At 38.8% G+C, this 21,353-nt stretch carries 18 protein-coding genes; 9 read left to right on the forward strand and 9 right to left on the reverse strand.

What is annotated here, in order from left to right:
- Nucleotides 1-7: 7 nt before the first annotated feature.
- The gene (locus BMY50_RS02750; RefSeq protein ID WP_093318024.1) at nucleotides 8-679 is read right to left on the reverse strand and encodes a response regulator transcription factor; all 672 of its coding nucleotides are present in this window, start codon (nucleotides 677-679) and stop codon (nucleotides 8-10) included.
- Complete coding sequence (locus BMY50_RS02755) at nucleotides 676-2,214, reverse strand: sensor histidine kinase (RefSeq protein ID WP_093318025.1); 1,539 nt, start codon at nucleotides 2,212-2,214, stop codon at nucleotides 676-678. The genes BMY50_RS02750 and BMY50_RS02755 overlap by 4 nt, the downstream gene beginning before the upstream one ends.
- A 180-nt stretch (nucleotides 2,215-2,394) precedes the next feature.
- On the opposite strand from BMY50_RS02755, the gene BMY50_RS02760 reads away from it, so the two are divergent.
- The 3 genes from BMY50_RS02760 (at nucleotide 2,395) to BMY50_RS02770 (ending at nucleotide 5,250) form a co-directional block, all read left to right on the forward strand.
- Complete coding sequence (locus BMY50_RS02760) at nucleotides 2,395-3,783, forward strand: DUF4270 family protein (RefSeq protein WP_093318026.1); 1,389 nt, start codon at nucleotides 2,395-2,397, stop codon at nucleotides 3,781-3,783.
- A gap of 10 nt (nucleotides 3,784-3,793) precedes the next feature.
- Nucleotides 3,794-4,774: a Kelch repeat-containing protein gene (locus BMY50_RS02765; protein WP_093318027.1), complete on the forward strand. Its 981-nt coding sequence runs from the start codon at nucleotides 3,794-3,796 to the stop codon at nucleotides 4,772-4,774.
- 149 nt (nucleotides 4,775-4,923) lie between these two features.
- A complete protein-coding gene (locus tag BMY50_RS02770; RefSeq protein WP_093318037.1) occupies nucleotides 4,924-5,250 on the forward strand; it encodes a hypothetical protein in 327 nt (108 codons plus the stop codon).
- 75 nt (nucleotides 5,251-5,325) lie between these two features.
- On the opposite strand, the gene mgrA is transcribed toward BMY50_RS02770, so the two are convergent.
- Complete coding sequence (mgrA, locus tag BMY50_RS02775; protein ID WP_093318040.1) at nucleotides 5,326-6,357, reverse strand: L-glyceraldehyde 3-phosphate reductase; 1,032 nt, start codon at nucleotides 6,355-6,357, stop codon at nucleotides 5,326-5,328.
- 658 nt (nucleotides 6,358-7,015) lie between these two features.
- Nucleotides 7,016-7,921: a L,D-transpeptidase gene (locus tag BMY50_RS02780; RefSeq protein WP_093323512.1), complete on the reverse strand. Its 906-nt coding sequence runs from the start codon at nucleotides 7,919-7,921 to the stop codon at nucleotides 7,016-7,018.
- Nucleotides 7,922-7,953: 32 nt separating this feature from the next.
- Between BMY50_RS02780 and BMY50_RS02785 the strand changes: the two genes are divergently transcribed.
- Nucleotides 7,954-9,168 (forward strand): putative sensor domain DACNV-containing protein, encoded by a 1,215-nt coding sequence (locus BMY50_RS02785; protein WP_238383650.1) that lies wholly within the window; start codon nucleotides 7,954-7,956, stop codon nucleotides 9,166-9,168.
- A 91-nt stretch (nucleotides 9,169-9,259) separates the two neighbouring features.
- Here the strand turns inward: BMY50_RS02785 and ku are convergent, their stop codons facing one another.
- Complete coding sequence (gene ku / locus BMY50_RS02790) at nucleotides 9,260-10,015, reverse strand: non-homologous end joining protein Ku (protein WP_093318043.1); 756 nt, start codon at nucleotides 10,013-10,015, stop codon at nucleotides 9,260-9,262.
- Nucleotides 10,016-10,228: 213 nt separating this feature from the next.
- Between ku and BMY50_RS02795 the strand changes: the two genes are divergently transcribed.
- Nucleotides 10,229-10,450, forward strand: coding sequence for a DUF2795 domain-containing protein (locus BMY50_RS02795; protein ID WP_013666684.1), 222 nt, complete (start codon nucleotides 10,229-10,231; stop codon nucleotides 10,448-10,450).
- Nucleotides 10,451-10,534: 84 nt separating this feature from the next.
- Here BMY50_RS02795 and gdhA read toward each other — a convergent pair whose 3' ends face one another.
- Nucleotides 10,535-11,875 (reverse strand): NADP-specific glutamate dehydrogenase, encoded by a 1,341-nt coding sequence (gene gdhA, locus BMY50_RS02800; RefSeq protein WP_093318046.1) that lies wholly within the window; start codon nucleotides 11,873-11,875, stop codon nucleotides 10,535-10,537.
- 257 nt (nucleotides 11,876-12,132) lie between these two features.
- On the opposite strand from gdhA, the gene dinB reads away from it, so the two are divergent.
- Both dinB and dnaE read left to right on the forward strand, forming a co-directional pair.
- Complete coding sequence (gene dinB / locus BMY50_RS02805) at nucleotides 12,133-13,275, forward strand: DNA polymerase IV (RefSeq protein ID WP_093318047.1); 1,143 nt, start codon at nucleotides 12,133-12,135, stop codon at nucleotides 13,273-13,275.
- An 11-nt stretch (nucleotides 13,276-13,286) separates the two neighbouring features.
- On the forward strand, nucleotides 13,287-16,238 hold the full coding sequence (gene dnaE / locus BMY50_RS02810; RefSeq protein WP_093318048.1) for a DNA polymerase III subunit alpha: 2,952 nt from the start codon (nucleotides 13,287-13,289) through the stop codon (nucleotides 16,236-16,238).
- A gap of 102 nt (nucleotides 16,239-16,340) precedes the next feature.
- On the opposite strand, the gene BMY50_RS02815 is transcribed toward dnaE, so the two are convergent.
- Nucleotides 16,341-17,735, reverse strand: coding sequence for an exonuclease domain-containing protein (locus tag BMY50_RS02815; protein ID WP_093318057.1), 1,395 nt, complete (start codon nucleotides 17,733-17,735; stop codon nucleotides 16,341-16,343).
- Between the two features lie 151 nt (nucleotides 17,736-17,886).
- Nucleotides 17,887-18,108 carry a helix-turn-helix domain-containing protein gene (locus tag BMY50_RS02820; RefSeq protein WP_093318059.1) on the reverse strand — a complete coding sequence of 74 codons (222 nt, stop codon included), beginning with the start codon at nucleotides 18,106-18,108 and terminating at the stop codon, nucleotides 17,887-17,889.
- A 179-nt stretch (nucleotides 18,109-18,287) separates the two neighbouring features.
- Here BMY50_RS02820 and BMY50_RS02825 point away from each other — a divergent pair, with 179 nt between their 5' ends.
- On the forward strand, nucleotides 18,288-18,638 hold the full coding sequence (locus BMY50_RS02825; protein WP_093318064.1) for a helix-turn-helix transcriptional regulator: 351 nt from the start codon (nucleotides 18,288-18,290) through the stop codon (nucleotides 18,636-18,638).
- A 19-nt stretch (nucleotides 18,639-18,657) separates the two neighbouring features.
- Here the strand turns inward: BMY50_RS02825 and BMY50_RS02830 are convergent, their stop codons facing one another.
- Nucleotides 18,658-19,923: an alkaline phosphatase family protein gene (locus tag BMY50_RS02830; protein ID WP_093318068.1), complete on the reverse strand. Its 1,266-nt coding sequence runs from the start codon at nucleotides 19,921-19,923 to the stop codon at nucleotides 18,658-18,660.
- A 769-nt stretch (nucleotides 19,924-20,692) separates the two neighbouring features.
- Between BMY50_RS02830 and BMY50_RS02835 the strand changes: the two genes are divergently transcribed.
- Nucleotides 20,693-21,310, forward strand: coding sequence for a hypothetical protein (locus BMY50_RS02835; RefSeq protein ID WP_139202172.1), 618 nt, complete (start codon nucleotides 20,693-20,695; stop codon nucleotides 21,308-21,310).
- The last annotated feature ends 43 nt before the right edge of the window (nucleotides 21,311-21,353 follow it).

Here is a 21,353-nt window from a genome sequence, read left to right on the forward strand (position 1 = left end):
GTGCTTGTTAAATAATCATTTTATATCCGACTGCGCGAATGTTTATGATGGAGATCGATTTATCGTGCTGGAGGTAGGTTCTGATTCTGCTAATGAATACATCCAGGCTTCTACCGGTAAAAAACCGATCATGTGGCCACACGGCTTGTATAATATCCTGTCGGCTCATTACCTTATTTTTATTTTCATATAGCATCTTAATGAGCTCACACTCTCTAAAGGATAAATTAATCTCATCTTCTTTATGCTTCAAGTGCTGACGCATACTGTCTAATACATATTCACCAATATATAAGAATCTTTTATTGCTTTGCCATTGACTGCGATGAACGAGCGCGTTTATCCGAACTTTTAATTCTTCTAAACTAAATGGTTTGCGTAGATAATCATTTGCACCTAACTCGAAAGCATTTACGACGTCTTCCGTATGTGTTCTGGCAGTTAAAAACAATATAGGGGTTTCCAGATCACTCTCTCTGATCTTTTGAGCAACCTTAAAGCCGTCTAAGCCTGGTAGCATCACATCTAAGATGACAATAGCTGGTTTTTTTTTAAAGAAAGCTATCAATCCTTCATGACCGTCAAGATAGTGACTTACCTCATACTCAGCAGAGCGGAGGTTATCGGCAATTATCAGGCCTAGATCTTTCTCATCTTCAATTAATAAGAGTGGTATCATATGTTTATAGGTAAATAAATAGTAAAGGTGCTTCCTTTACCCGGTGAACTTTCAACTTCAATTCGGCCTTTATGTCCGGCTATCACTTGCTTTACATAATGTAAACCTAAACCAAAACCTTTTACTCGATGCGTATTACCAGTCGGAACCCTGTAAAAAGGCTGAAAAATATGTTTTACATCAGAAGAAGCGATCCCAATACCGTTATCAGCAATACTGAGCATCCATTGATTGTCTACCATTTTACTAACTACTTGGATATTGATCGAACCGATGGTATACTTAATGGCATTATCCAATAGATTATTGACGGCATTGGCAATATGCATTTTATCAATATTTATAAAGGGCGTCCCACCCTCTCTTGAAAAGCTTATCTGGTGTTGGTTAATAAGTTGATGCGTTTCCACTAATTGCTGTAGCAACTCATTGATACTTACCGGCTCTGCTTGTAAATGCATCCCCTTTTTTTCTCCAACCGCTAGGTGTAAAATTTGATCGATGAGATTGGTAAGGTGGGTAGCCGATCTATGTGTCATTTGAAGGTATAAATCAACCTTTTGCCTATTGTCTTTCAATTTAAATTGCTGCAAGGTCTCAGTTGCCGCTAGTACTGTAGCTAAGGGTGTTTTCAGCTCATGTGTCATGTTATTTACAAAATCATTTTTAATGTCGGCCAGCTTCTTTTGTTTAAAAATGGTGTAAAGCAAATACACCAGACAACCAATCGTTAGGCTTGTAAGTAAGAACGACGAAAGTAAGGCCCATGCTAAGTGCTTAAAGATCCACCAGGTAGGCGTTTTAAGATACAGGGATAAAAAGAGGTCTTTAGACGGATCGAGCATCATGGTGGTTGCCTGTATTGGAAAATTGATCATCACTTTTTGGTTTGGTTTACCAAAAGGTAAACCAAAGCGATGGCCACGTACTGGCAGCGGTTCTGCTGGTTCACTGCGTATGGTAGCACCTAATATAGGACGCATTGATGTGCTGCCGCCTACTGGCTCAACCGGTGTTACTGATTTTATATTCAGGCCAGACACAATTGTTTTAGAGAACCGCTCACCACCCATGTGAAGGGTATCTAGAAAGAATACGCCCTGTAAACCGGGATCTAGTTTTTCTTTATATCTCTTTTGCAAAGCGTGGAAGTCTATAGGCATGAAAGCTGCCGGAAAGGCCTGAATATGTACAGAATCGTTGTCGCCTATATTTTTTGATCCAATTTGACGGCTTGGCATTTTTCTTACATCGACAGTTGCAAGTTGACCTTTTTCCTTAGCACGGTGATAAAATAGCTGCCGAGCGACCGGAAAGTTTCCTTCTTTAAAGGTATCGTAAGCTTCTGGATAGGTTGCTCGAAACTGTAATTCGCGTACTTCCTGCATACTTTCGAAGAGCAATCTTTCGGCATAAGCAACGAAGTTGGCTTTCTCATTTCTATAGCTTCCATACAACCAAAAACACTGGAACACAATTGTTACCACACCCGCTAACGTAATTAACCCTAGTAAATATCGATGCTGTTTTGACATTTTTAATTAATGAACACCGCAAAATTAAGTGTAACAAAAGGGAGAATTAGCATGCTTAACTATTTTTAACAATATGTAACAGTAATTAACACTATTCCTCTACACCTTTGCCTCAGTTAATAGACGAACAAATACCTTAACCATGCTGAAGAAGCATAACATAGTATAAATCAAAGAAATATGGATAATTTTTTTCCTCTTCAAAAATTCATAGCATGCATCGGAATAAATTGGATTTTTTTTCTGCTTATTTCTTTTGTTTCCTGTAAAAAAGATGGAAACATCAGTTTATATAATAGTAATGATACTATAGGAGCTGAGATTACGGATAGTATTACCGTTCGTACAGCTACGTATCAACTAGATCCGCTCCCTTCAAATGGAAAAGGTATTATGCTAGTGGGTGAAATAGACGATGTTGCCACTGGAAAAATGGCGGTATCCAGCTATTTCAGGATAGGTAATTCAGGTATAAGCAGTGTAACGCTACCGGAAGATGCTGTTTTTGATTCCTTATCATTAGCCCTGCCCTACCAAGGATATTATTATGGCGATACAACCCTTAATCAACAGTTGTCGGTACACAGGGTAACAGAAGACATCGAATTAATTGACGAGTCAAATGCCTGGGAAGAAGATGAAAAACCGGTTTTTGCAAGCGGTTCAACCTTGTTTACCAATAGTACATTTGCTTATGAGCCCAACGCACTGGGAAGTGTTTCCTTTCACCCAAAACCAAATACAAAAGAAGATACTGTTTTTATTAGCATGAACCAATCTTTTGGTCAGGATTTATGGCAGAAGATAAAGGATGCTAACAGTCAGGTTACAAATGCCGATGAATTTTTGGAATATATTAAAGGATTTTCACTTGTTTCAGCGAATAAAAGTGGCGTGGTGACTGCCTTTCCAACGGACTCCATTACGATGGACCTGCATTATTCTTATACCCGATCAAGTGATGGTAAAGTAGTGCAAGGAAAATTGCAATTAAAAGTTGATGACATTAATTATCAATTTAATAGTATCAAGATAGATAGAAGTGCTAGTTTATTAAAAGCACTTCCTGCAACGGTAGAAGGAGAAATTTCCTCTGCGGAAACCGATCATCAGGTTATGCTGCAAGGAATTTCTGGCTTGGTTACGAAAATACAGTTTCCCTATTTACATGAATTTGTAAACAGAAATGATGTAGTAATTAATAAAGCTGAACTTATAATAGAAACACCTCCTACTACACATGAACCGTATACGCCACCGCCTTCTTTAAATATTATGCTAGCCAACCAATACGGTGTTCCCACTTCATTGCTTACCGCTAGCTACGAGACGACCACACAAACGGCCTATCTACAAGACGATCAAAGTGGAGGTACGGGGAATGGAAAATACGTCTTTAATTTACTCGAGTATGTAAGCAATTACAGAAAGGCCGTTGAAGACACCAAAAGTTCACTTTATCTCAGCATTCCGGTATCCGATCTATTAACAAAAGTAGATCGATTGATTATCGGAAGTAATGGAGAAACCCCTTTAATTAAATTACGCATCTTATATACTAAATATTAATACTCATAAAATGAAAACTAGACTGATTAATTTAACAATGATGTTCCTTATACTTCTTACTGCAGCGGCATGTAGTAAAGACCAGGAAGATGAAGACAGCGAATGGGCCCGTGGGGTTGATTTTGATGGATTACCTAGAAGTGGGGCGGCCAGCTTTACGATTGGTGATGATGTATATATTACAACAGGTTATGGCACCAGTAGTACACGGTTTACAGATACCTGGGTCTATGATATCAACACTTCAACATGGTCTGATAAAGCTAACTTTCCGGGCGAAGCGCGCAACAACGCAGTAGCTTTCTCTATTAATGGAAAAGGCTACGTAGGCTTAGGCACGAATGGCACGAAAATGTTTAACGATTTTTACGAATATGATCCGCAGACAGATAGCTGGCAGCCAATTGCAGCGTTTCCAGGTACCGCTAGGTATGGTGCGATAAGTTATGTTATAAGTAACGTGCCTTATGTGGGCTGCGGGCAGGATATTGATTCACAAGATTATAATGATTTTTACACGTACAATCCTTCCAGTAATAGCTGGACAAAAGTAAGCAGTACTCCTGAGAAAAGAAGCTTCGCTTTTAGCTTTGTCATTAACAACGTTGCCTACCTAGGTGGCGGTACAAATAACGGCTCTTATGTATCGAGCTTTTATGCTTTTGATGGGCAGACGTGGACCGCTAAAGAACCGCTAAGCGGTAGAACAGACGATTACACCTACGATCTACGCCGAAATTTTCCAGCGGTATTTGTGCTGGGAAGCTATGGGTTCATTACCGGAGGAACCTATAGCTCAGTTTTAAGCTCTACCTGGCGGTATGATCCTTCGGTTGATTATTGGACAGAGCATGATGATTTTACTATTGAGGGTGCCGCCGCAAGGCAACAAGCAATAGGATTTTCTTCAAATGGCGTAGGCTATGTAGTTGGAGGTAGAAGTGGTAGTACACCATTTGATGATACTTGGAAATTTGTCCCTCAATACTAGAGGCAACGAGTAGGGTTGTCTCTTGTATTAGCGCAGTCCGCCCCTCCCAATGGCACTATTGGGAGGTAGGCGGTATTTTTTTATTATACGAAATTTGCAATCATTTTACCTATAATGTTTGTTATCCTAAATACACGTAATATTTAGTTATGGACAAACAGGATGAATTATTTAATGAAGCGCATAGACCTCTTCATGTACCAGCGAATTATGACCCGCATGATACGTTACAAAATCAGCTAATATTCGCTTTGGCAGAGATTTTCAAAGGATCGGTACGGGCTATTGGGGCGAAGTTAGCTGAACTTAAAAATACTACACAGCAGGAAGCCGATCTTTTCGCTTATGAAAAAATTCTTAAAGACTTGTTTGATAGAGGCTTGATAAAAGGGTCTGAGCATGATGGTGAGATGGTTTATAATTTATCAAAAGAAACCCACTCCCATAGAGGCAATATTAATCCAAGATTACTGTAAATATTTTCCCAGTTGCCCTGCAAAAGGAGTTACCCACAATATCTCCACTGTGGGCAACTTAAAACGATAAAGTAACTATCCTAATTCGGCTGATTTAGCCCATATATTAATGGCAGCATCTGTGGCATAATGATCAATCTGCTGAAGTTCTGCATCTGTAAAAAGGAGGTTATCTACCGCTTTCGCACAGTCGATAACCTGTTCGGGCCTGCTTGCGCCAATCAGTGCGGAGGTGATGCGTCCCTTCCGTAACACCCATGCAATCGCCATTTGCGCAAGCGTCTGCCCCCGTTGTAACGCAATCTCATTCAATGCTTTTATATTCGCTATATTTTTTTCGCTTAAAAAATCGGGGTTGAGTGATTTGTGCTGGCTCGCCCTGCTATCATCGGGAATATCATTCAGGTATTTTGTGCTCAGCATTCCCTGTGCTAAAGGAGAAAAGACGATAGAACCGATACCTAATTCTTCCAATGTATCAACTAGTCCGTCTTCTTCCACCCAACGGTTTAACATAGAGTAACTCGGTTGATGAATAAGGCATGGAGTTCCCAATTCCTTCAGTATAGCTGCTGCTTCGCGTGTCCTTTTGCTATTGTAAGAGGAGATACCAACGTACAGGGCCCTTCCAGAGCGTACAATATGATCCAATGCCATCATTGTTTCCTCTAGCGGCGTATTTGGATCAAACCTGTGTGAATAGAAAATATCAACATAAGCTAGCCCCATACGTTTTAAACTCTGATCACAACTCGCAATTAGATACTTTCTACTTCCCCACTCACCATAAGGACCTGGCCACATATCGTAGCCTGCTTTAGAAGAAATGATTAATTCATCTCGCAGTCCCGCGAAATCTTCCTTTAATATCCTGCCAAAGGCTAATTCAGCGCTGCCAGGAGGCGGGCCATAGTTATTTGCCAGATCAAAATGAGTAATACCTCTATCGAAGGCAGTGCGACAAATTGCCTGTTTTGTTTGATGAGGTTTATCATCTCCGAAATTGTGCCATAAGCCCAAGGATATAGCAGGTAATTTTAATCCGCTTTTTCCACAGGTATTATAAACCATTTGGCTATAGCGTTCAGGGTTGGGTGTCCAGTTCATTTAAATGCTTGTTTCTATGCCTACGCTGTAGGCGGGATTTTCAATTAAAGAGCTAAATATATGATTTTATAAATTTCGAAAGAGTTTTTTTTGAGGTCAAGTGAATTTCTTTTTGGGCGTCCCATAGAATAATCTGCCTTATCTATTTCTTGTTGACAACTAAAAAGAAACGTTTAACTTCATCAATATTCTTACCGCTAGCGCGATAGGCTTTTACTTTTTTTCCTTGATGAAAAAAAGGTAACAAAAAAAATCAAGGCTCTGAATGCTACGTTGCATCTGTTTGCAAAGCATCTATAGTGCGTATTGCAGCCGCTCCGCTTCCTCAATCCGCTTGGATATAGCAAAGTGGACGATACTGCATATGCTTTGCCGCCCGCTGCTTCCGTATCCTCCAAGGCCATCCAATCCTACGCTCTATAGCCCCGTTTTGTCTGCCTAGTCCGATTTTTTGCTCGCAAAAGCTCTCCGTTCTAGATTAAATCCGCCCTAACCAACTGCCAGTTGCGGTTAGATGCACTACTATTGTGGCCGCTGTCTACAGCGGGAGTCTTTGCTACCTTTGTTCAGACGAAAGTAGATGAAGTTAAACGTTCTTTTATAACCGACAAGCTTATGTATCACCTAAGTTTACAATTAATTTTTTTCTTCATGCTCCTTAAAGGGAATCCCTCTTAGATGCTTCTAGCTCCTTTCTTTTTTGTTGCGCTTGCAATATCTTTTCCAGGTTAGGGTTAAGCTCTTTAGCAATATCCGCTTCCGCTATGTCGTTCGCATTTGGTTCTTGCAACAATGCGAACCAAGGCTTTGCTGCTGTATAATCATATGCCCCATAAACGATCACAGGTGTTCCCTCGGCCAGCACATGCTGGTCCTTTTCTACAATCCATTGATCTGCCCAATCATAAAGCCATCTAGCATCATTTTCAAGTAATCTCAGACAAGAATGAGACGCAGGATATCCCGGCATCGTATATTGGTGCCATCCTATTCCTTCTTTATTTCTAATATTAAAATTCCATTTAAGAAGCCACTCATCATCTGCTGTACTCACGTGTTCCTCGGCTTTCCAATTAGTGAAAGAAAGACCCGTTTGTGTGGGATGCACTTTGCTTCCCATACTGCTAGGCCCCCAGCGAACAAGATTTCCATTTTCGTACGCTGCAAATGCTTGGATTGGATAAGAGAAAAAAACCATTTTATGTACATCAGCTAGCGCTTTTACTTTCAACGGAAAAGGGGTATAACTGTTAATATCAGACCATATTGAATCGGGAATTACAAGGGAATCGACTTTGTTAAAATTATTAAAGTCTATTCTATTCAAGGCAAGAATGACATGTTGCTGTTGAGCGGTATACCTTTTTTTAAAAACCCGGAGCGCTGTATCATTTCCTTTTATAGGCATAGACTGGAACTTACCTTCATAAAGATCAATTTTTGGTATAGTAGGTTTTTCTCCAACCGGTTTTTCATTTTCTTGTGTTTGTTGATTTCTATTACAGGATGCTCCGAAAAACGCACATAGCGCAATAAAAAACCATAGGTTACTTTTTTTAATCATATATAAATTGTTCATGTTTACTTTAACATAACATGAAATCTTGCAATTTGTTGACAAATGGAGGAATTTACGCTTATTGCATAATAAAAGCAATTTATCTAAGTTTGGATATGATTTCAGAAACGACTTACCTGGCTGCAAAAATGATCTCGGGCACCTTAGAAGAATATTTTACAGAACAGGCAGCGCTTTCAGACTTGGCAAATGGGGATAAGTATCTTCCGCAATCCATTATTATTGAAGCTGTTGTTGATGCGGCATTTTGGGCAAGTTTGCGTAAAGAAGAAGGCTATTCTCCGAAAATATCGATCGCCTTAGTGGCGCCGGAAAAGACATCCTATCCGTTAGTTTTTGGACAAGCGGTTAGGTTTACTCCTAATAATTTAGTTAAGTTATCTCCAGCCGTTATACAACCAAGTATCCATTTAGGAGTTTGGAATGTAGGAAGCGACTTGTTTATCTGGGGCACCACGCATCATATACCTGATTCATGTTTAGTGCTAGAAGTAGTAGAACCTGGTTTGTTGGTCATCAAACATAAACGCCATGAAGGTTATGGTAAGTTTGTAAATATTGCTGTGCTTAAGGGGGATCAAATAAAGTTAGTAGACGAGAAAAATCTGGGTTTAACCAACTGTCCAGATTTATTAGCTTCTCTCTTAGGTGTACCGCTTCCCGCTCCTGTTGACGAATCTATTAATGTTTTAGTTGAGCTAGCAGTAGCCATGCGGAAGCATAAAAGAGGAGGATTATTACTAGTGGTGCCTACCGATAGTGAAGAATGGCAAGAGTCTATCGTTCATCCAATTGGGTATTCCATAGATCCCGTTTACTGTACCCTGTCGGACTTAGTTCAGCAGCAGCACAATGGTGAATATGAGGTTGACTGGAAAGAGAATATATTGAAAATTGTAGACATTATTGGTGGTTTCACAGCGATTGATGGCGCAACAGTCATTACTAAAAATTATGAGTTGCTCGCTTTTGGAGCAAAGGTTGCAAGAGCCGCTAAGAATTCTCCTGTGCCGAAGGTATTTATTACAGAACCAATCGTAGGGCAAGAACCCGAAATTCTAGATCCAGTAAAGATTGGCGGTACACGCCATCTGGCTGCGGCTCAATTTGTACATGATCAAAGAGACTCAATGGCCCTAGTGGCGTCTCAAGATGGAATCTTTACGGTATTTATCTGGTCAGCATCCTTAAATATGGTACATGCTCATCGGATTGATACACTTTTGTTGTAAGTGGTTATTAGTTGTGAGTTGCCAGTTGTGAGTTGTGCGTACCAAGCTATTCGATCATTCATCGCTCATCGTTCATCACTTATCGTCCTTTTCATCCTAAGCTTGCTTTCAGTTGTTCCAACAGATCATTTGTGCGGGTAGCTTTCACCTTTAGCTTCCGGACTTTAGGACGTTTGCCTTTTGCTCTTGCTTTGATTATCTTAACAAGTTCGTCTTTATATTCATCTTTATAGGCGCTTACATCAAAGGATGTACTATGGTGTTTAACGAGTTCAAGCGCCATATCTAATTCTGCTTTTGTAAGCTTAATATTGGCAGGTATATTCAGTTCTTCGGGTGAACGTATCTCTTCTTCAAATCGTAATTTATTTAAAACAAGCATATTCTCTCGGGCTCTTATCATACAGAGATTTTCTCCTGCTCGCATTACAAAGGTTGCCAATCCGGCCATACCCGCTTTTTCAAGTGCTTTTACCAGTAAATGATAGGCTTTCTGCCCTCCCTTCTGCGGTTCTATATAATAAGGTGTTTCAAAATACATGCTGTCGACCTCTTTCTCCTTTACAAAGGATTGGATATTGATCATTTTATTCTTTTCAGGGCTCGCTTCTTCAAAATCTGTATCCTCCAAAACAATGTAGTTGTCATTAAGCATATAACCCTTAACGATATTCTCCCAAGGCACCTCCTTGCCGGTATTTTCGTTCACGCGTTGATAACGTATTTTTGCATGATCTTTTCGGTCGAGCATGTCAAAATCCAAACGACTCTCTTCTGTAGCGCTAAATAATTTAATAGGTATGTTTACTAATCCAAAGCCTATTGCTCCTGTCCATATTGCTCTCATAATTACATTTTTTCACCAACAATGTAACAGTTAAGTGTACGTTAAGTTTGTTTGAAATAAATGCTTTTAAAATTGTTTACAATGTCTTATATTCGAGCCAATCTTGAAAGATTAAGAAGAAAAACGACAACATATGCCGGTTTGGTTCAGTTTTTGTATGTTGCGTTTTGATTTTTGTTACAAAAATTAGTATAAAAGTATTAAAGGATAATTATGTATTGGACATTAGAATTGGCTTCGCATCTAGAAGATGCTCCTTGGCCAGCAACGAAGGATGAATTAATTGATTATGCTATTCGTTCTGGTGCACCAGAAGGCGTACTAGAGAATTTAAACGAAATGGAAGATGATGGTGAGGCGTATGAAAGTATTGAAGAAGTATGGCCTGACTATCCAACTAAAGATGATTTCCTTTTCAATGAAGATGAATATTGATTTATAATGGCGCCGTGCATAAAAAATACAAATCACGGCGCTTATTTTTAATCAGTCATTTTGGCAGTTTTTTTCGTCAGCTTTTTAAACCAGACCTTGTGCCAGCATAGCCTCTGCAATTTTTACGAAACCACCTATATTAGCACCTTTCTCATAATTTATAAATCCATTTTCCTCTTTTCCGTATTTCACGCAGACCTTATGAATATCTTTCATGATGCCTTTTAGTTTTTTGTCAACTTTTTCGCGGCTCCAAGTGTATCGCAATGAGTTTTGCGACATTTCAAGTCCAGATACAGCTACCCCTCCTGCATTAGCTGCTTTGCCTGGTGCATAAAAAACTTTGTTTTGATTGAATACAGCTATTGCCTCTGGCGTACAAGGCATATTAGCTCCTTCTGCTATGCAATAGCAACCGTTTTTTACAAGTACTTTTGCATCGGCCTCATTCAACTCGTTTTGTGTTGCGTTAGGCAATGCTATGTCACAGGCTATTTCCCAAGGTTTTTTCCCTTCAACAAATGCGCAGTTGTACTCGTTCGCATATTCTTGTATACGTCCACGGTTTTGATTCTTTAATTTCTTGATAAAATTCAATTTCTCTATCGTAATCCCTTCCGCATCGTATATATACCCATCCGAGTCGGACATGGTAAGAACCTGCGCGCCCAATTCGATACATTTTTCGGCCGCAAATTGCGCAACATTTCCAGCACCTGAAATAACAATCTTTTTATGCTTTAAAGATTCCTTTTTAAGTTTTAATATTTCCTCAACGAAATAAATAAGACCATAACCCGTTGCTTCCGGACGGATCTGGCTCCCACCCCATTCAGAGCCTTTGCCTGTAAGTACTCCTGTAAATTCGCCTTTAATTCGTTTATATTGGCCAAATAGATATCCAATTTCTCTATTTCCAACCCCAATATCGCCCGCAGGAATATCTATATCCGCTCCCACGTGCCGATAAAGCTCTGTCATGAAACTTTGGCAAAATTTCATGACCTCGTTATCCGATTTACCTTTAGGATCAAAGTCAGATCCGCCTTTTCCCGCTCCCATCGGTAGCCCTGTTAAACTGTTTTTAAAAATCTGCTCGAATGCAAGAAACTTGAGAACACTTAAATTAACAGATTTATGAAATCGGAGTCCTCCCTTATAAGGACCTATCGAACTGTTCATTTGTACTCTAAACCCCCTATTTACTTCTACTTCACCTTTATCATTTAACCAGGGTACTCTAAATATTATGACACGCTCTGGCTCGGCTATTCTTTCTAATATTTTGGTGTTTCGGTATTTTGGATTTTCTTTTACATATGGAATAATCGTTTCTGCCACTTCAGATACTGCTTGTAAAAATTCTGTTTCTCCAATATTTCTATTCTTAATGCTTTCTATAAATTCTTTTTTTGATAAATCCATATAATAAAAATCGGTTTCTAAATTTTAATAGGGCATTAAAATAGAAAAAATTTTTCATTTAATCGGTTTTACCGGATTAGTATATAAGACCACCCCGAAACCGTGACATCTTTAAAGGGGATGTATCATGAATGGAAGCCCCAAAAATTGCGTAACCTGTTTTTTCTACCAATAAATACTAATATAAATAGCATAAAATGGTTGTGTATTTTATTTACTAAAATAATTAGTATATATTTGTCTTATTATATTTTTTTATGGACAAACAAATCATCCATATGGATCAAGATGCTTTTTTTGTTTCTGTAGAGATAAGAAAAAACAGTAGTTTAAAAAATAAGCCTGTTATTATAGGAGGTACGTCAGATCGCGGTGTAGTTACATCATGCAGCTATGAGGCCCGTAAATTCGGTGTTCATTCGGCAATGCCTTCGCGTATGGCAAAAATGCTATGCCCGCATGCCATCTTTGTTAAAGGAAACATGGATGATTATACCAAAGCGTCTCAAGAAATAACGTCCATTGTAGCGGAAAAAGCTCCGCTGTTTGAAAAAGCAAGTATAGATGAGCATTACATCGACCTAACGGGCATGGAGCGATATTTCGGTAGTATGAAGTTCGCCCAAGGGCTACGGCATTATATCATGAAGGAGACAGGCTTACCAATTTCGTTCGGCCTATCGGTGAACAAAACAGTTTCCAAAATGGCAACAAACGAAAGCAAACCCGGTGGAGAGCGGGAAGTTTGCCCAGCATCCGTCCAATCTTTTCTGAATCCGCTTTCGATTAAAAAAATACCTGGTTTGGGCAGTGCCACCTATGTGAAGCTGAGTGAAATGGGGGTACGCTACATTCATAAGCTAATAAAAATACCACCAGAGATGATGTTGAAAGTTATGGGGCAACCCGGCCTTACACTCTGGCAGAAAGCCAATGGCGTAGATCTTTCACCTATAGTGCCATACAGGGAGCAGAAATCAATTGGTACACAAAGTACTTTCGCCGCTGATAGTATGGATATAACGGCTATTAAAGAATTGCTTGCGGCCATGGTTACCAATTTAGCTTATGAATTAAGGCAGAGTTGTAAATTAAGTGCATGCATAACGGTCACCATACGCTATGCCAATTTTGAAACAGTTACCAAACAAGCAAGCATACCTTACACTTCACTTGATCATGTTTTGATAAATAAAGCCAAAGAGTTATTTGATACAGTCTATAATCGGAGGATGCTACTTCGCTTGGTTGGTGTAAAGCTTTCACATTTGGTGGGTGGCTGTGAACAAATAGACCTCTATAGTACCTCAGAAAAAAGATATAATTTATATCAGGTGATGGATAAAATTCGTAATCGATACGGGGGGGATGCGGTAAAGCTGGCTTCCTCATTAATTTAGATTGGTAGCTTATGTTTCTCAATGTCCACTCCTATTTTAGTTTACGCTATGGAACGATGAGTATAGCATCACTTATCGCGGAAGCCAAATCATTGGGCATTAAGGAAATAGTTCTTACAGATATCAATAATTCATCGGGCTGCATGCCTTTTATTATGAAATGCAGAGAAGAAGGTATACGACCGCTGATTGGTATTGAATTCAGGAGAGGCGGCCTTTTTTTATATCTCGGTATTGCCAAGAACAAGGAGGGTATGAAAGAATTGAATGACTTTCTTTCCTATTATAATCTAACAGAGCAGGAATTACCAGATACTCCCCCTCTATTTGAGCATGCATATGTGGTTTATCCTTTTGTAAGGTTTGGAAAAACATTGCAGGAAAACGAATACATCGGCGTTAGACCTACTGAGCAAAATCAGCTTTTCGGTAAAGACACCATCGCTATACAAAATAAACTACTTGCTTTAAATGCTGTTACCTTCAGTGGCAAATTGCAGTATCGATTTCATGAATACCTAAGAGGTATAGATTTAAGTACGCTGTTAGGCAAGGTGACTGTCGCTGATAAGTGCGAAAAAACGGAGTACTTTTTACCCGCAGAAGAAATTGAAAACTTATATGCAAATTATCTTTACCTCCTTGAAAACACATCCATTTTATTAAGTTCCTGTTGTATGGATGAATATAAATTTGGCGATCGCAACAACAAAACGATAAAAACCTTCACCGGAAGCGTTTCTGGCGATGAAGACCTTCTGGAGAAAATAGCGCTAGCAGGTATGGTACGCCGTTATGGAAATGAAAATGAACAGGCACTTGTAAAAATAAAGGCTGAACTTAAAATAGTTAAAGAGATGTCTTTTTGCGCTTATTTTTTGATTACTTGGGATGTTATAAGTTACTCCAGAAGTGTAGGATTTCATCATGTAGGAAGAGGTTCTGGTGCTAATAGTACCATTGCATATTGTTTGGGTATAACTGATGTCAACCCTATTGAACTTGACTTATACTTTGAAAGGTTCTTGAATTCCAAACGTAGCAGTCCACCTGATTTTGATATTGATTACAGTTGGGACGAACGTGAGCAAGTACAGCAATATCTTTTAAGACGTTATGGTGCCGCTAATACGGCGCTTTTAGGTACAATAAGTACCTTTCAAGGAAGATCGGTTGTGCGGGAGATTGGAAAAGTTTTGGGTTTACCAAAAACTGAAATAGACAGCTTTACCGACCCGAAAAAAGATAAATATAATCAAGATAATCCCACATTTAAGAAGATCAATGCTCTTTATAAGCTAATGGAAGGAATGCCTAATCAGCGTTCTATTCATGCTGGAGGGATATTGATAAGCGAAGAACCCATTACGTATTACACCGCACTCGATTTACCTCCCAAGGGTATGGCTACCGTGCAGTGGGACATGTATGTGGCAGAAGCTATTGGTTTAGACAAATTTGACATATTGAGTCAGCGAGGAATAGGTCATATCAAAGAGGCTACTGAATTAATTGCCAGCAATAAGAAAAGGTATATTGATATACATCAGGTTGAGGCTTTTCTTAAAGATGAGCAACTAAATGAACGGTTACGGTCAGGAGATAGTATTGGCTGTTTTTATATTGAATCACCCGCGATGCGTCAATTGTTAAAAAAATTGCAATGCAGTGATTATCGTACTTTGATTGCCGCGAGCTCTATTATCCGGCCAGGAGTTGCTTCCTCCGGTATGATGCGAAATTATATCTATTATTTCCATCACCCGGAGGAAGTAGCATATTTGCATCCCGTAATGAAAGAACAACTAGCAGAAACCTATGGGGTAATGGTTTACCAGGAAGATGTGATAAAAGTTTGCTACCATTATGCTGGGTTGGATTTGGCTGATGCAGATGTATTGCGGAGGGCAATGAGTGGAAAATATCGTAGCAGTGATGCATTTGCCAAGCTTGTTAACAAATTCTTTGAGAAAGCTAAAGAAACGGGCCGCAACGAAAAAACAACCGAAGAAGTTTGGCGGCAAATTTCAAGTTTTGCCGGTTATAGCTTTTCTAAAGCGCATTCTGCGAGCTTCGCCATTGAAAGCTACCAGAGCCTGTTTTTAAAAACCTATTATCCGATGGAATTTATGGTGGCAGTATTGAACAATTATGGTGGCTTCTACCAACGGTGGGTGTATGTACATGAACTCAAAAAAACAGGTGCTAAAGTACATTTACCCTGTGTAAACCATAGTGAGGCTAAAGTGACAATTGAACAGGAAGATGTGTATTTGGGTCTGGTAGGTATACAAGGTTTGGAAGACTATTATATTGATCGGATTCCATATGAACGGAAGCTGAATGGTCCCTTTTTAAATTTAACCGATTTTATAAAACGGATGGATATAAATCTTGAACAAGGTATTATTCTTATAAAAATTGGTGCTTTACGCTTTACCGGTTTCTCTAAAAAAGAATTATTGTGGGACATTCACAATCAATTAGGGATAAAGGCTCTTAAGAAACCGATTACTGAACTTTTCAAACTGCCGCCAAAGCAATATCAAATGCCGGAGCTTTTAGATGAACCATTGGAAGATGCTTATCAAGAGCTCGAGCTGTTGGGTTACCCTTTAACGATGAGTATGTTTGATTTATTAAAAACGCAGTATAGAGGAGATATACTTGCAAAGGATTTGATAAATCATATTGGAAAAACGGTTAAAATGGTAGGATTATATGTCTGCGAAAAAACGGTGCGCACTAAACGCAATAGTAAAATGTGGTTTGGCACTTTTTTAGATGTTCAGCGTGATTTTTTTGATACTACTCATTTTCCCAACAACACGCCTATCTATCCGTTCAGCGGGAAGGGTTGTTATTTAATATTGGGTAAGGTAGTGGAAGATTTTGGCTTTCCGAGTATCGAAATAGAAAGATTTACTAAGTTGCCTATTCGAGATAACCCCTTTCTTGTTTAGTTATTCGTTACTGGTTATTAGTTATTAGTATCAAGACGTAAGTATCAAGACTCTATTAGTACTAAGACTATATAGTTGTGAGTATTAAGAGCGCTTTAAGCTCTATGCTTTCTGCTTTTCGCTAAAGCCATTCAGTGGTTTAACCATTTGTGGATGGTTAGCGGCATAATTCATAATCAAATGCATCATATAATCATTGGAAGGATAAGTTGTTAGTTGTTCTTTTATATCTTCTGGATAGATGAGATCACTATGGTTGTTTATATACCCCATACCATATAGTTTACCCCCTTCCACCCAAATGCAACTTTGCTCCTCTTCTGTTCGGCCCTTATCTACCAATATAAAAGAAGGTAACAGCGTTTCCATATCGGTCATTGCCTTGTCCATTCGTTTATTATAACTGGCTACATTTTCTTCTCCTAAGCAAGCACCTTTGCAAGTATTGTTACCATAGTGCAGACAGGCCCCTTTAACTTTTTGAATGGAACATAACTTTGGACATAATTGATAGTTGGTAACTAATTTATTTACCAAGCTATAGGCCTCATTTATATTTCCGAACGAACAAAGAGCCTGTTGAAATTTTTTATGCTTATCAATAGCCAACCTTAAATAACCTCGCTGATCTTCATACAGGTAAAGGCTATATTTTGCTTCAAAGCGCTTTAAAGCACGGTTGTTTTCCGGCCATAATCTTTTAATTTCGGATGCTTCTAGTAAAAAGGCCATAAGCTCCGTTCCGCAACTATTGAAATCAATTGCATGAATACTACGAAGAAAATTTTGACGCTGAGAATTAGGGTTTTGACCAGAAAAATGAGCCGCGACCCTGTTTTTAATATTTTTTGCTTTGCCCACATATACTACCTTTCCTTTTTGATCTTTAAAATAATAAACACCAGGAGTATTAGGCAATAATTCAAAATGTTCCTTTGGAAGATGAGGTGGTAATACCTGTTCTTTCGAAGCTCTTTTTAACATAGCTTCAATAGCGCCACTATCTTTCTGCAACAAAAGCGAAAAAAGAATAGTTGTGGCTGCAGCATCCCCTCCTGCACGATGTCTGTTATGAATGGAAATATCCAGCTGCTGGCATAGCTTGCCTAAGCTATAAGAGGGGAAACCCGGCAGCAGTTTACGGCTTAATCTTACCGTACATAATTTGAGTGCACTCCATACATAACCGCTGGCAGTTAGGTGATGTTTGATAAAAGAGTAATCGAAATTGACATTATGCGCAACAAATATTTTTCCCTGAAGAAGATTGAATACGTCGTCTGCTATTTCTGCGAAAGTGGGTGCTTCACTCACCATATCGTCATCAATGCCCGTTAGGGCCGTGATATGCAATGGGATGTGAGTTAGTGGATTTACTAAAGTCTCATAAGTGTTCCGTACACGGACACCATCATGGATACAAATTGCGATTTCAGTAATACCATTACCAGCCGCGTAGCCACCCGTAGTTTCGATATCGACAATTGCGTATTCCATATAAAACAAAAGTACTAAAATAATTAGTATGCAGAAGAAATTTGTTATGAAAACAAGTCGTTTAGCTTTTAGCGTTCTTTAGATTTTCTCCAGATCCTCTTTAGCCGTGAATCTGACTAAAAAGGGATAAAGCATATGTCAACCAGAAGGTTTAAGATTTTTCTTGGAGTTTTAGGTCACGGCAGAGAAAATTGAACATCTCTCCTGGATTTACACCTATTGCCAGCGCTATGAGGTAAAGTTCATCAACCCTCAAATGAGATTTCGGATTGATAGACAGCTGACTGAGGCGATAAGTACTTAACCCGGTTTTTCGCGATACTTCCGCCTTATTTATTGATCTCTTTGCCAAGTATAAGCCTAGTTCTGTCAAAATCTGTTGCCTCCTTTTAATTGCTATAAAATTACGCTGTGAATAATTAGCTAGTCAATATATTTGCAAATGAGTGTGTTTTACTTATATTTGTAGAGAAAAAACAAATTATTCATGCACAACTTTTAACTGGCAACTCACAACTCACAACTAACATTAACCAATAACCAAAACCTATTATGGAATTATCTGAAAAACTAAGATTGTTACGTTATGCACATGATTATACACGTGAGTATGTTGCTTATAAGCTTAGCATTAGCTTTAAACATTATATTCAACTGGAATCTGGTGAGGAAATACTCACATTAGAACAAGCAAAGATGATTGGTGAACTTTATCAAATCAATACCGTTGATCTGTTACAAAAAGGAGACGAAGGATTAAATATTGAATGGGAAGATATGTTGGAACAAGAGGAACATTCACCAAAAGAAAATTCGCATGAAGCTGCTATGTCTTACATCAGAGCAGAACTTGCTAGTATTAAAGGTATGCTTCAAGTATTAGTAGAGAAACAGGATATTTAGTTGCTAGCTGAGGCAGCTTTTATTTCATTATCTCTTTGACTATTTTATTCTTACCGTCGATCGTATGATCGTACGGTAACCCGAGTAGCTTTGTAAGAATAGGATAAACATGTACATTCTCAAAAGCAGGAATTGTTAATCCTTGTTTGAATGCAGGCCCCCATGCAATAAAGGTTGCTTGCATGTCTGGTGTTTGATAGGGGTCATAACCGTGAGCACCAATATAAGGTTTGTTATTAGAAAAATAATAAGGGGCATCCGCTATCAAGATAATATCTCCTATCCTATTGTAGTGATCATCCTTTTTGCTATAATGGTATTTAGACGGCACTTTATCTGTTAAGTAAACCTGATAATGTTGAGCGTTCGAACGAATGGTACTATATATTGTTTTCAACTTCTTCTTATCTTTTACATGGATATTTAGGATCGTGCCGTTACTGGCGACTGTTATCTCCGACGTATCTACTTTAATGGGTAATTTAAGCGGTACTTCCCTATTGATGGCGGTCATACCATGATCAGATACAAATATAAAATTTACGGGGAGGCCCGTCTTATTTACGGCTTGGTTTAGTGCATTAACAGCAGAATCGACCCATTGAACAGCTTTTTCTGTCTCCTGTGCATCCGGACCGAAAAGATGTCCCATATGATCTACTTCAGGAAAATAGAAACTTATTAGATGGGGCCGTTCTGTTTCCGGCAAAGAAAGCCACTTGACAACTGTTTGTATTCTATTAGCAATAGGTATTTTTTCATTATAAGGGTAGTAATAGGTCGGGAATTTTCCGCCGATAGCTGCTTCTGAGCCAGGCCAGTAAAAGCAAGCACTTACCATTCCCTGCTGCTCTGCAAGCGTCCAAATGGGTACGCCGCCATACCAAGCTGGATCTTTTACGGCTTTGGCATTTCCCATACTATACCTGCTGGCCGTTTTCGGATCATACATATTATTGCCTACTAAACCATGATGAGAAGGATACATACCCGTAACAAGGGTATAATGATTAGGAAAAGTAATGGAAGGAAAAGAAGGAATAAGTGCTTCAGCCTTTACACCACTTCGAGCAAGCTGGTTAAGGAAAGGCGTTTTATATTTTTTTATATAATCATAACGAAATCCATCGGCAGAGATGAGAATTACATATGGCTTTTCTTGTTGTTCGGGCGTATTTTTCCGGTTTGGAACGATTTTTTGACTGGTATCTTGTTGCGCAGAAGCGGAAAAGTTTAAAATAGCGAGAAAAACAAATGCGATAACAGAAAACAATATCCTATTCATACTGCGATATTAGAAAATTTAGCTGACTTAAATGTTAGGATAAGGTTATTTTAGTATCATTCTTATTGATCAGAATGCCAAAAATCGGTCGTATTTCCAGCAAAACCCAGCGGTTCCCCCTCGGAGTCCTTCAGGCTGGTGATATAACTGACTTCTTTTATAAGGCGCCCGTGGTTGATGCGGCTCGCGGAGATGTTTATGATGTTAGGGATATTTAATTATTATGGTATTGTTAAATTTAAAAACACCTATCACACGACGCAGAATAAAATCATTTGGAAACTTATTAAGAAACAGAAAAATAGACCAATAAGCCTATGATTTTTTCTTAGTGCTAAAGAAGGCTTAAGGTAGTGCTTAAGTAGGCTCAAAGCAGGCTAAGCCGTTTTGGCCAAAGATGCCGAAAAATAGACCAGAAATTTTGGGTTTTGGACAAGCAGATACTGAACAAAATTTTTATAGATACAAGCTATGAACGTAGGCGTCTAGGTCTTGTCGGACACTTGACAACAACTTTAAAAAATCTCTGAAAAACTCATAATCCAATGCTTATTGATATAGGAAGACTTGATTTGTATGGAACACGCCCGATACCATGCATTGAACTGATCTAACCGATATGACAACAAAACATTAATACCAAATGAGTCCACTTTTCGTCATTATAGCAAATTCTTCCAGTTATTATCTTTTTTATTAAACATGTAGCTTTTAATAATAGTACTCCGTTATGAACAAACAAAGATAACTTCACAATTATAACTAAATCATGAATAAGAAGATTTACATTTTCGCATTAACACTAATGGTGCTCTTTGTTGGGTGCGACAAAGATGACATTGAATACGAAACTGACTATGAAAGGAGCTACAAAGCCTGGCAGAGTTTTAAGGAATCCAATAATAATTCCTATCGTTATGTAGTGACCGGAAGTTCCTGGACGGGCTTTGCTTGGGAAACAACTTTTACGGTACAGGCAGGCGAAGTGATGGGGAGAGCTTTTCGGTATACTGTTTTCAACGATATCCGAATGCCAGATGCGGGTTGGAGTTTAGAGGCCGTCCAGCTGATGATTGATAGCCTAGAAAGAAAACATCCTGGGAATACTGAACGGTTGCCAAGTACAGATAGTCTGCTGAAAGTACTGTCATGGAACGAACAGCATCCCAATTTGAATAATCCTGACCACAGTAGCGGTGCTCCTATTTGGACGCTCGACCAAGTTTATGAGCAGGCTAAGAACGATTGGCTACGTAAAAGGGATAATGCACAAACTTCTTTTGAAGCAAAAAATGATGGACTGATATCTTCTTGCGGTTATTGGGAAGATGGTTGTATGGATGATTGTTTTAGAGGGATAAGTATATCTAGTGTTGAAGGGATTTAATAATAAAGATTACGTAATGTTTCTATTGGAGGTTATAAAAAGT

Origin of the sequence: Olivibacter domesticus, from assembly GCF_900109575.1 — a bacterium.
In the GTDB taxonomy this organism is placed as follows: Bacteria; Bacteroidota; Bacteroidia; order Sphingobacteriales; family Sphingobacteriaceae; genus Olivibacter; species Olivibacter domesticus.

Excerpts from the sequence above, each read along its gene's own strand:
- BMY50_RS02760 (WP_093318026.1), top strand. The coding sequence starts at position 2,395 with ATGGATAATTTTTTTCCTCTTCAAAAATTCATAGCATGCATCGGAATA.
- BMY50_RS02770 (WP_093318037.1), top strand. The coding sequence starts at position 4,924 with ATGGACAAACAGGATGAATTATTTAATGAAGCGCATAGACCTCTTCAT.
- ku (WP_093318043.1), bottom strand. The coding sequence starts at position 10,015 with ATGAGAGCAATATGGACAGGAGCAATAGGCTTTGGATTAGTAAACATA.
- dnaE (WP_093318048.1), top strand. The coding sequence starts at position 13,287 with ATGTTTCTCAATGTCCACTCCTATTTTAGTTTACGCTATGGAACGATG.
- BMY50_RS02835 (WP_139202172.1), top strand. The coding sequence starts at position 20,693 with ATGAATAAGAAGATTTACATTTTCGCATTAACACTAATGGTGCTCTTT.
- dinB (WP_093318047.1), top strand. The coding sequence starts at position 12,133 with ATGGACAAACAAATCATCCATATGGATCAAGATGCTTTTTTTGTTTCT.
- BMY50_RS02765 (WP_093318027.1), top strand. The coding sequence starts at position 3,794 with ATGAAAACTAGACTGATTAATTTAACAATGATGTTCCTTATACTTCTT.
- BMY50_RS02830 (WP_093318068.1), bottom strand. The coding sequence starts at position 19,923 with ATGAATAGGATATTGTTTTCTGTTATCGCATTTGTTTTTCTCGCTATT.
- BMY50_RS02780 (WP_093323512.1), bottom strand. The coding sequence starts at position 7,921 with ATGATTAAAAAAAGTAACCTATGGTTTTTTATTGCGCTATGTGCGTTT.
- gdhA (WP_093318046.1), bottom strand. The coding sequence starts at position 11,875 with ATGGATTTATCAAAAAAAGAATTTATAGAAAGCATTAAGAATAGAAAT.
- BMY50_RS02755 (WP_093318025.1), bottom strand. The coding sequence starts at position 2,214 with ATGTCAAAACAGCATCGATATTTACTAGGGTTAATTACGTTAGCGGGT.
- BMY50_RS02750 (WP_093318024.1), bottom strand. The coding sequence starts at position 679 with ATGATACCACTCTTATTAATTGAAGATGAGAAAGATCTAGGCCTGATA.
- BMY50_RS02825 (WP_093318064.1), top strand. The coding sequence starts at position 18,288 with ATGGAATTATCTGAAAAACTAAGATTGTTACGTTATGCACATGATTAT.
- BMY50_RS02795 (WP_013666684.1), top strand. The coding sequence starts at position 10,229 with ATGTATTGGACATTAGAATTGGCTTCGCATCTAGAAGATGCTCCTTGG.
- mgrA (WP_093318040.1), bottom strand. The coding sequence starts at position 6,357 with ATGAACTGGACACCCAACCCTGAACGCTATAGCCAAATGGTTTATAAT.
- BMY50_RS02815 (WP_093318057.1), bottom strand. The coding sequence starts at position 17,735 with ATGGAATACGCAATTGTCGATATCGAAACTACGGGTGGCTACGCGGCT.
- BMY50_RS02785 (WP_238383650.1), top strand. The coding sequence starts at position 7,954 with ATGAAATCTTGCAATTTGTTGACAAATGGAGGAATTTACGCTTATTGC.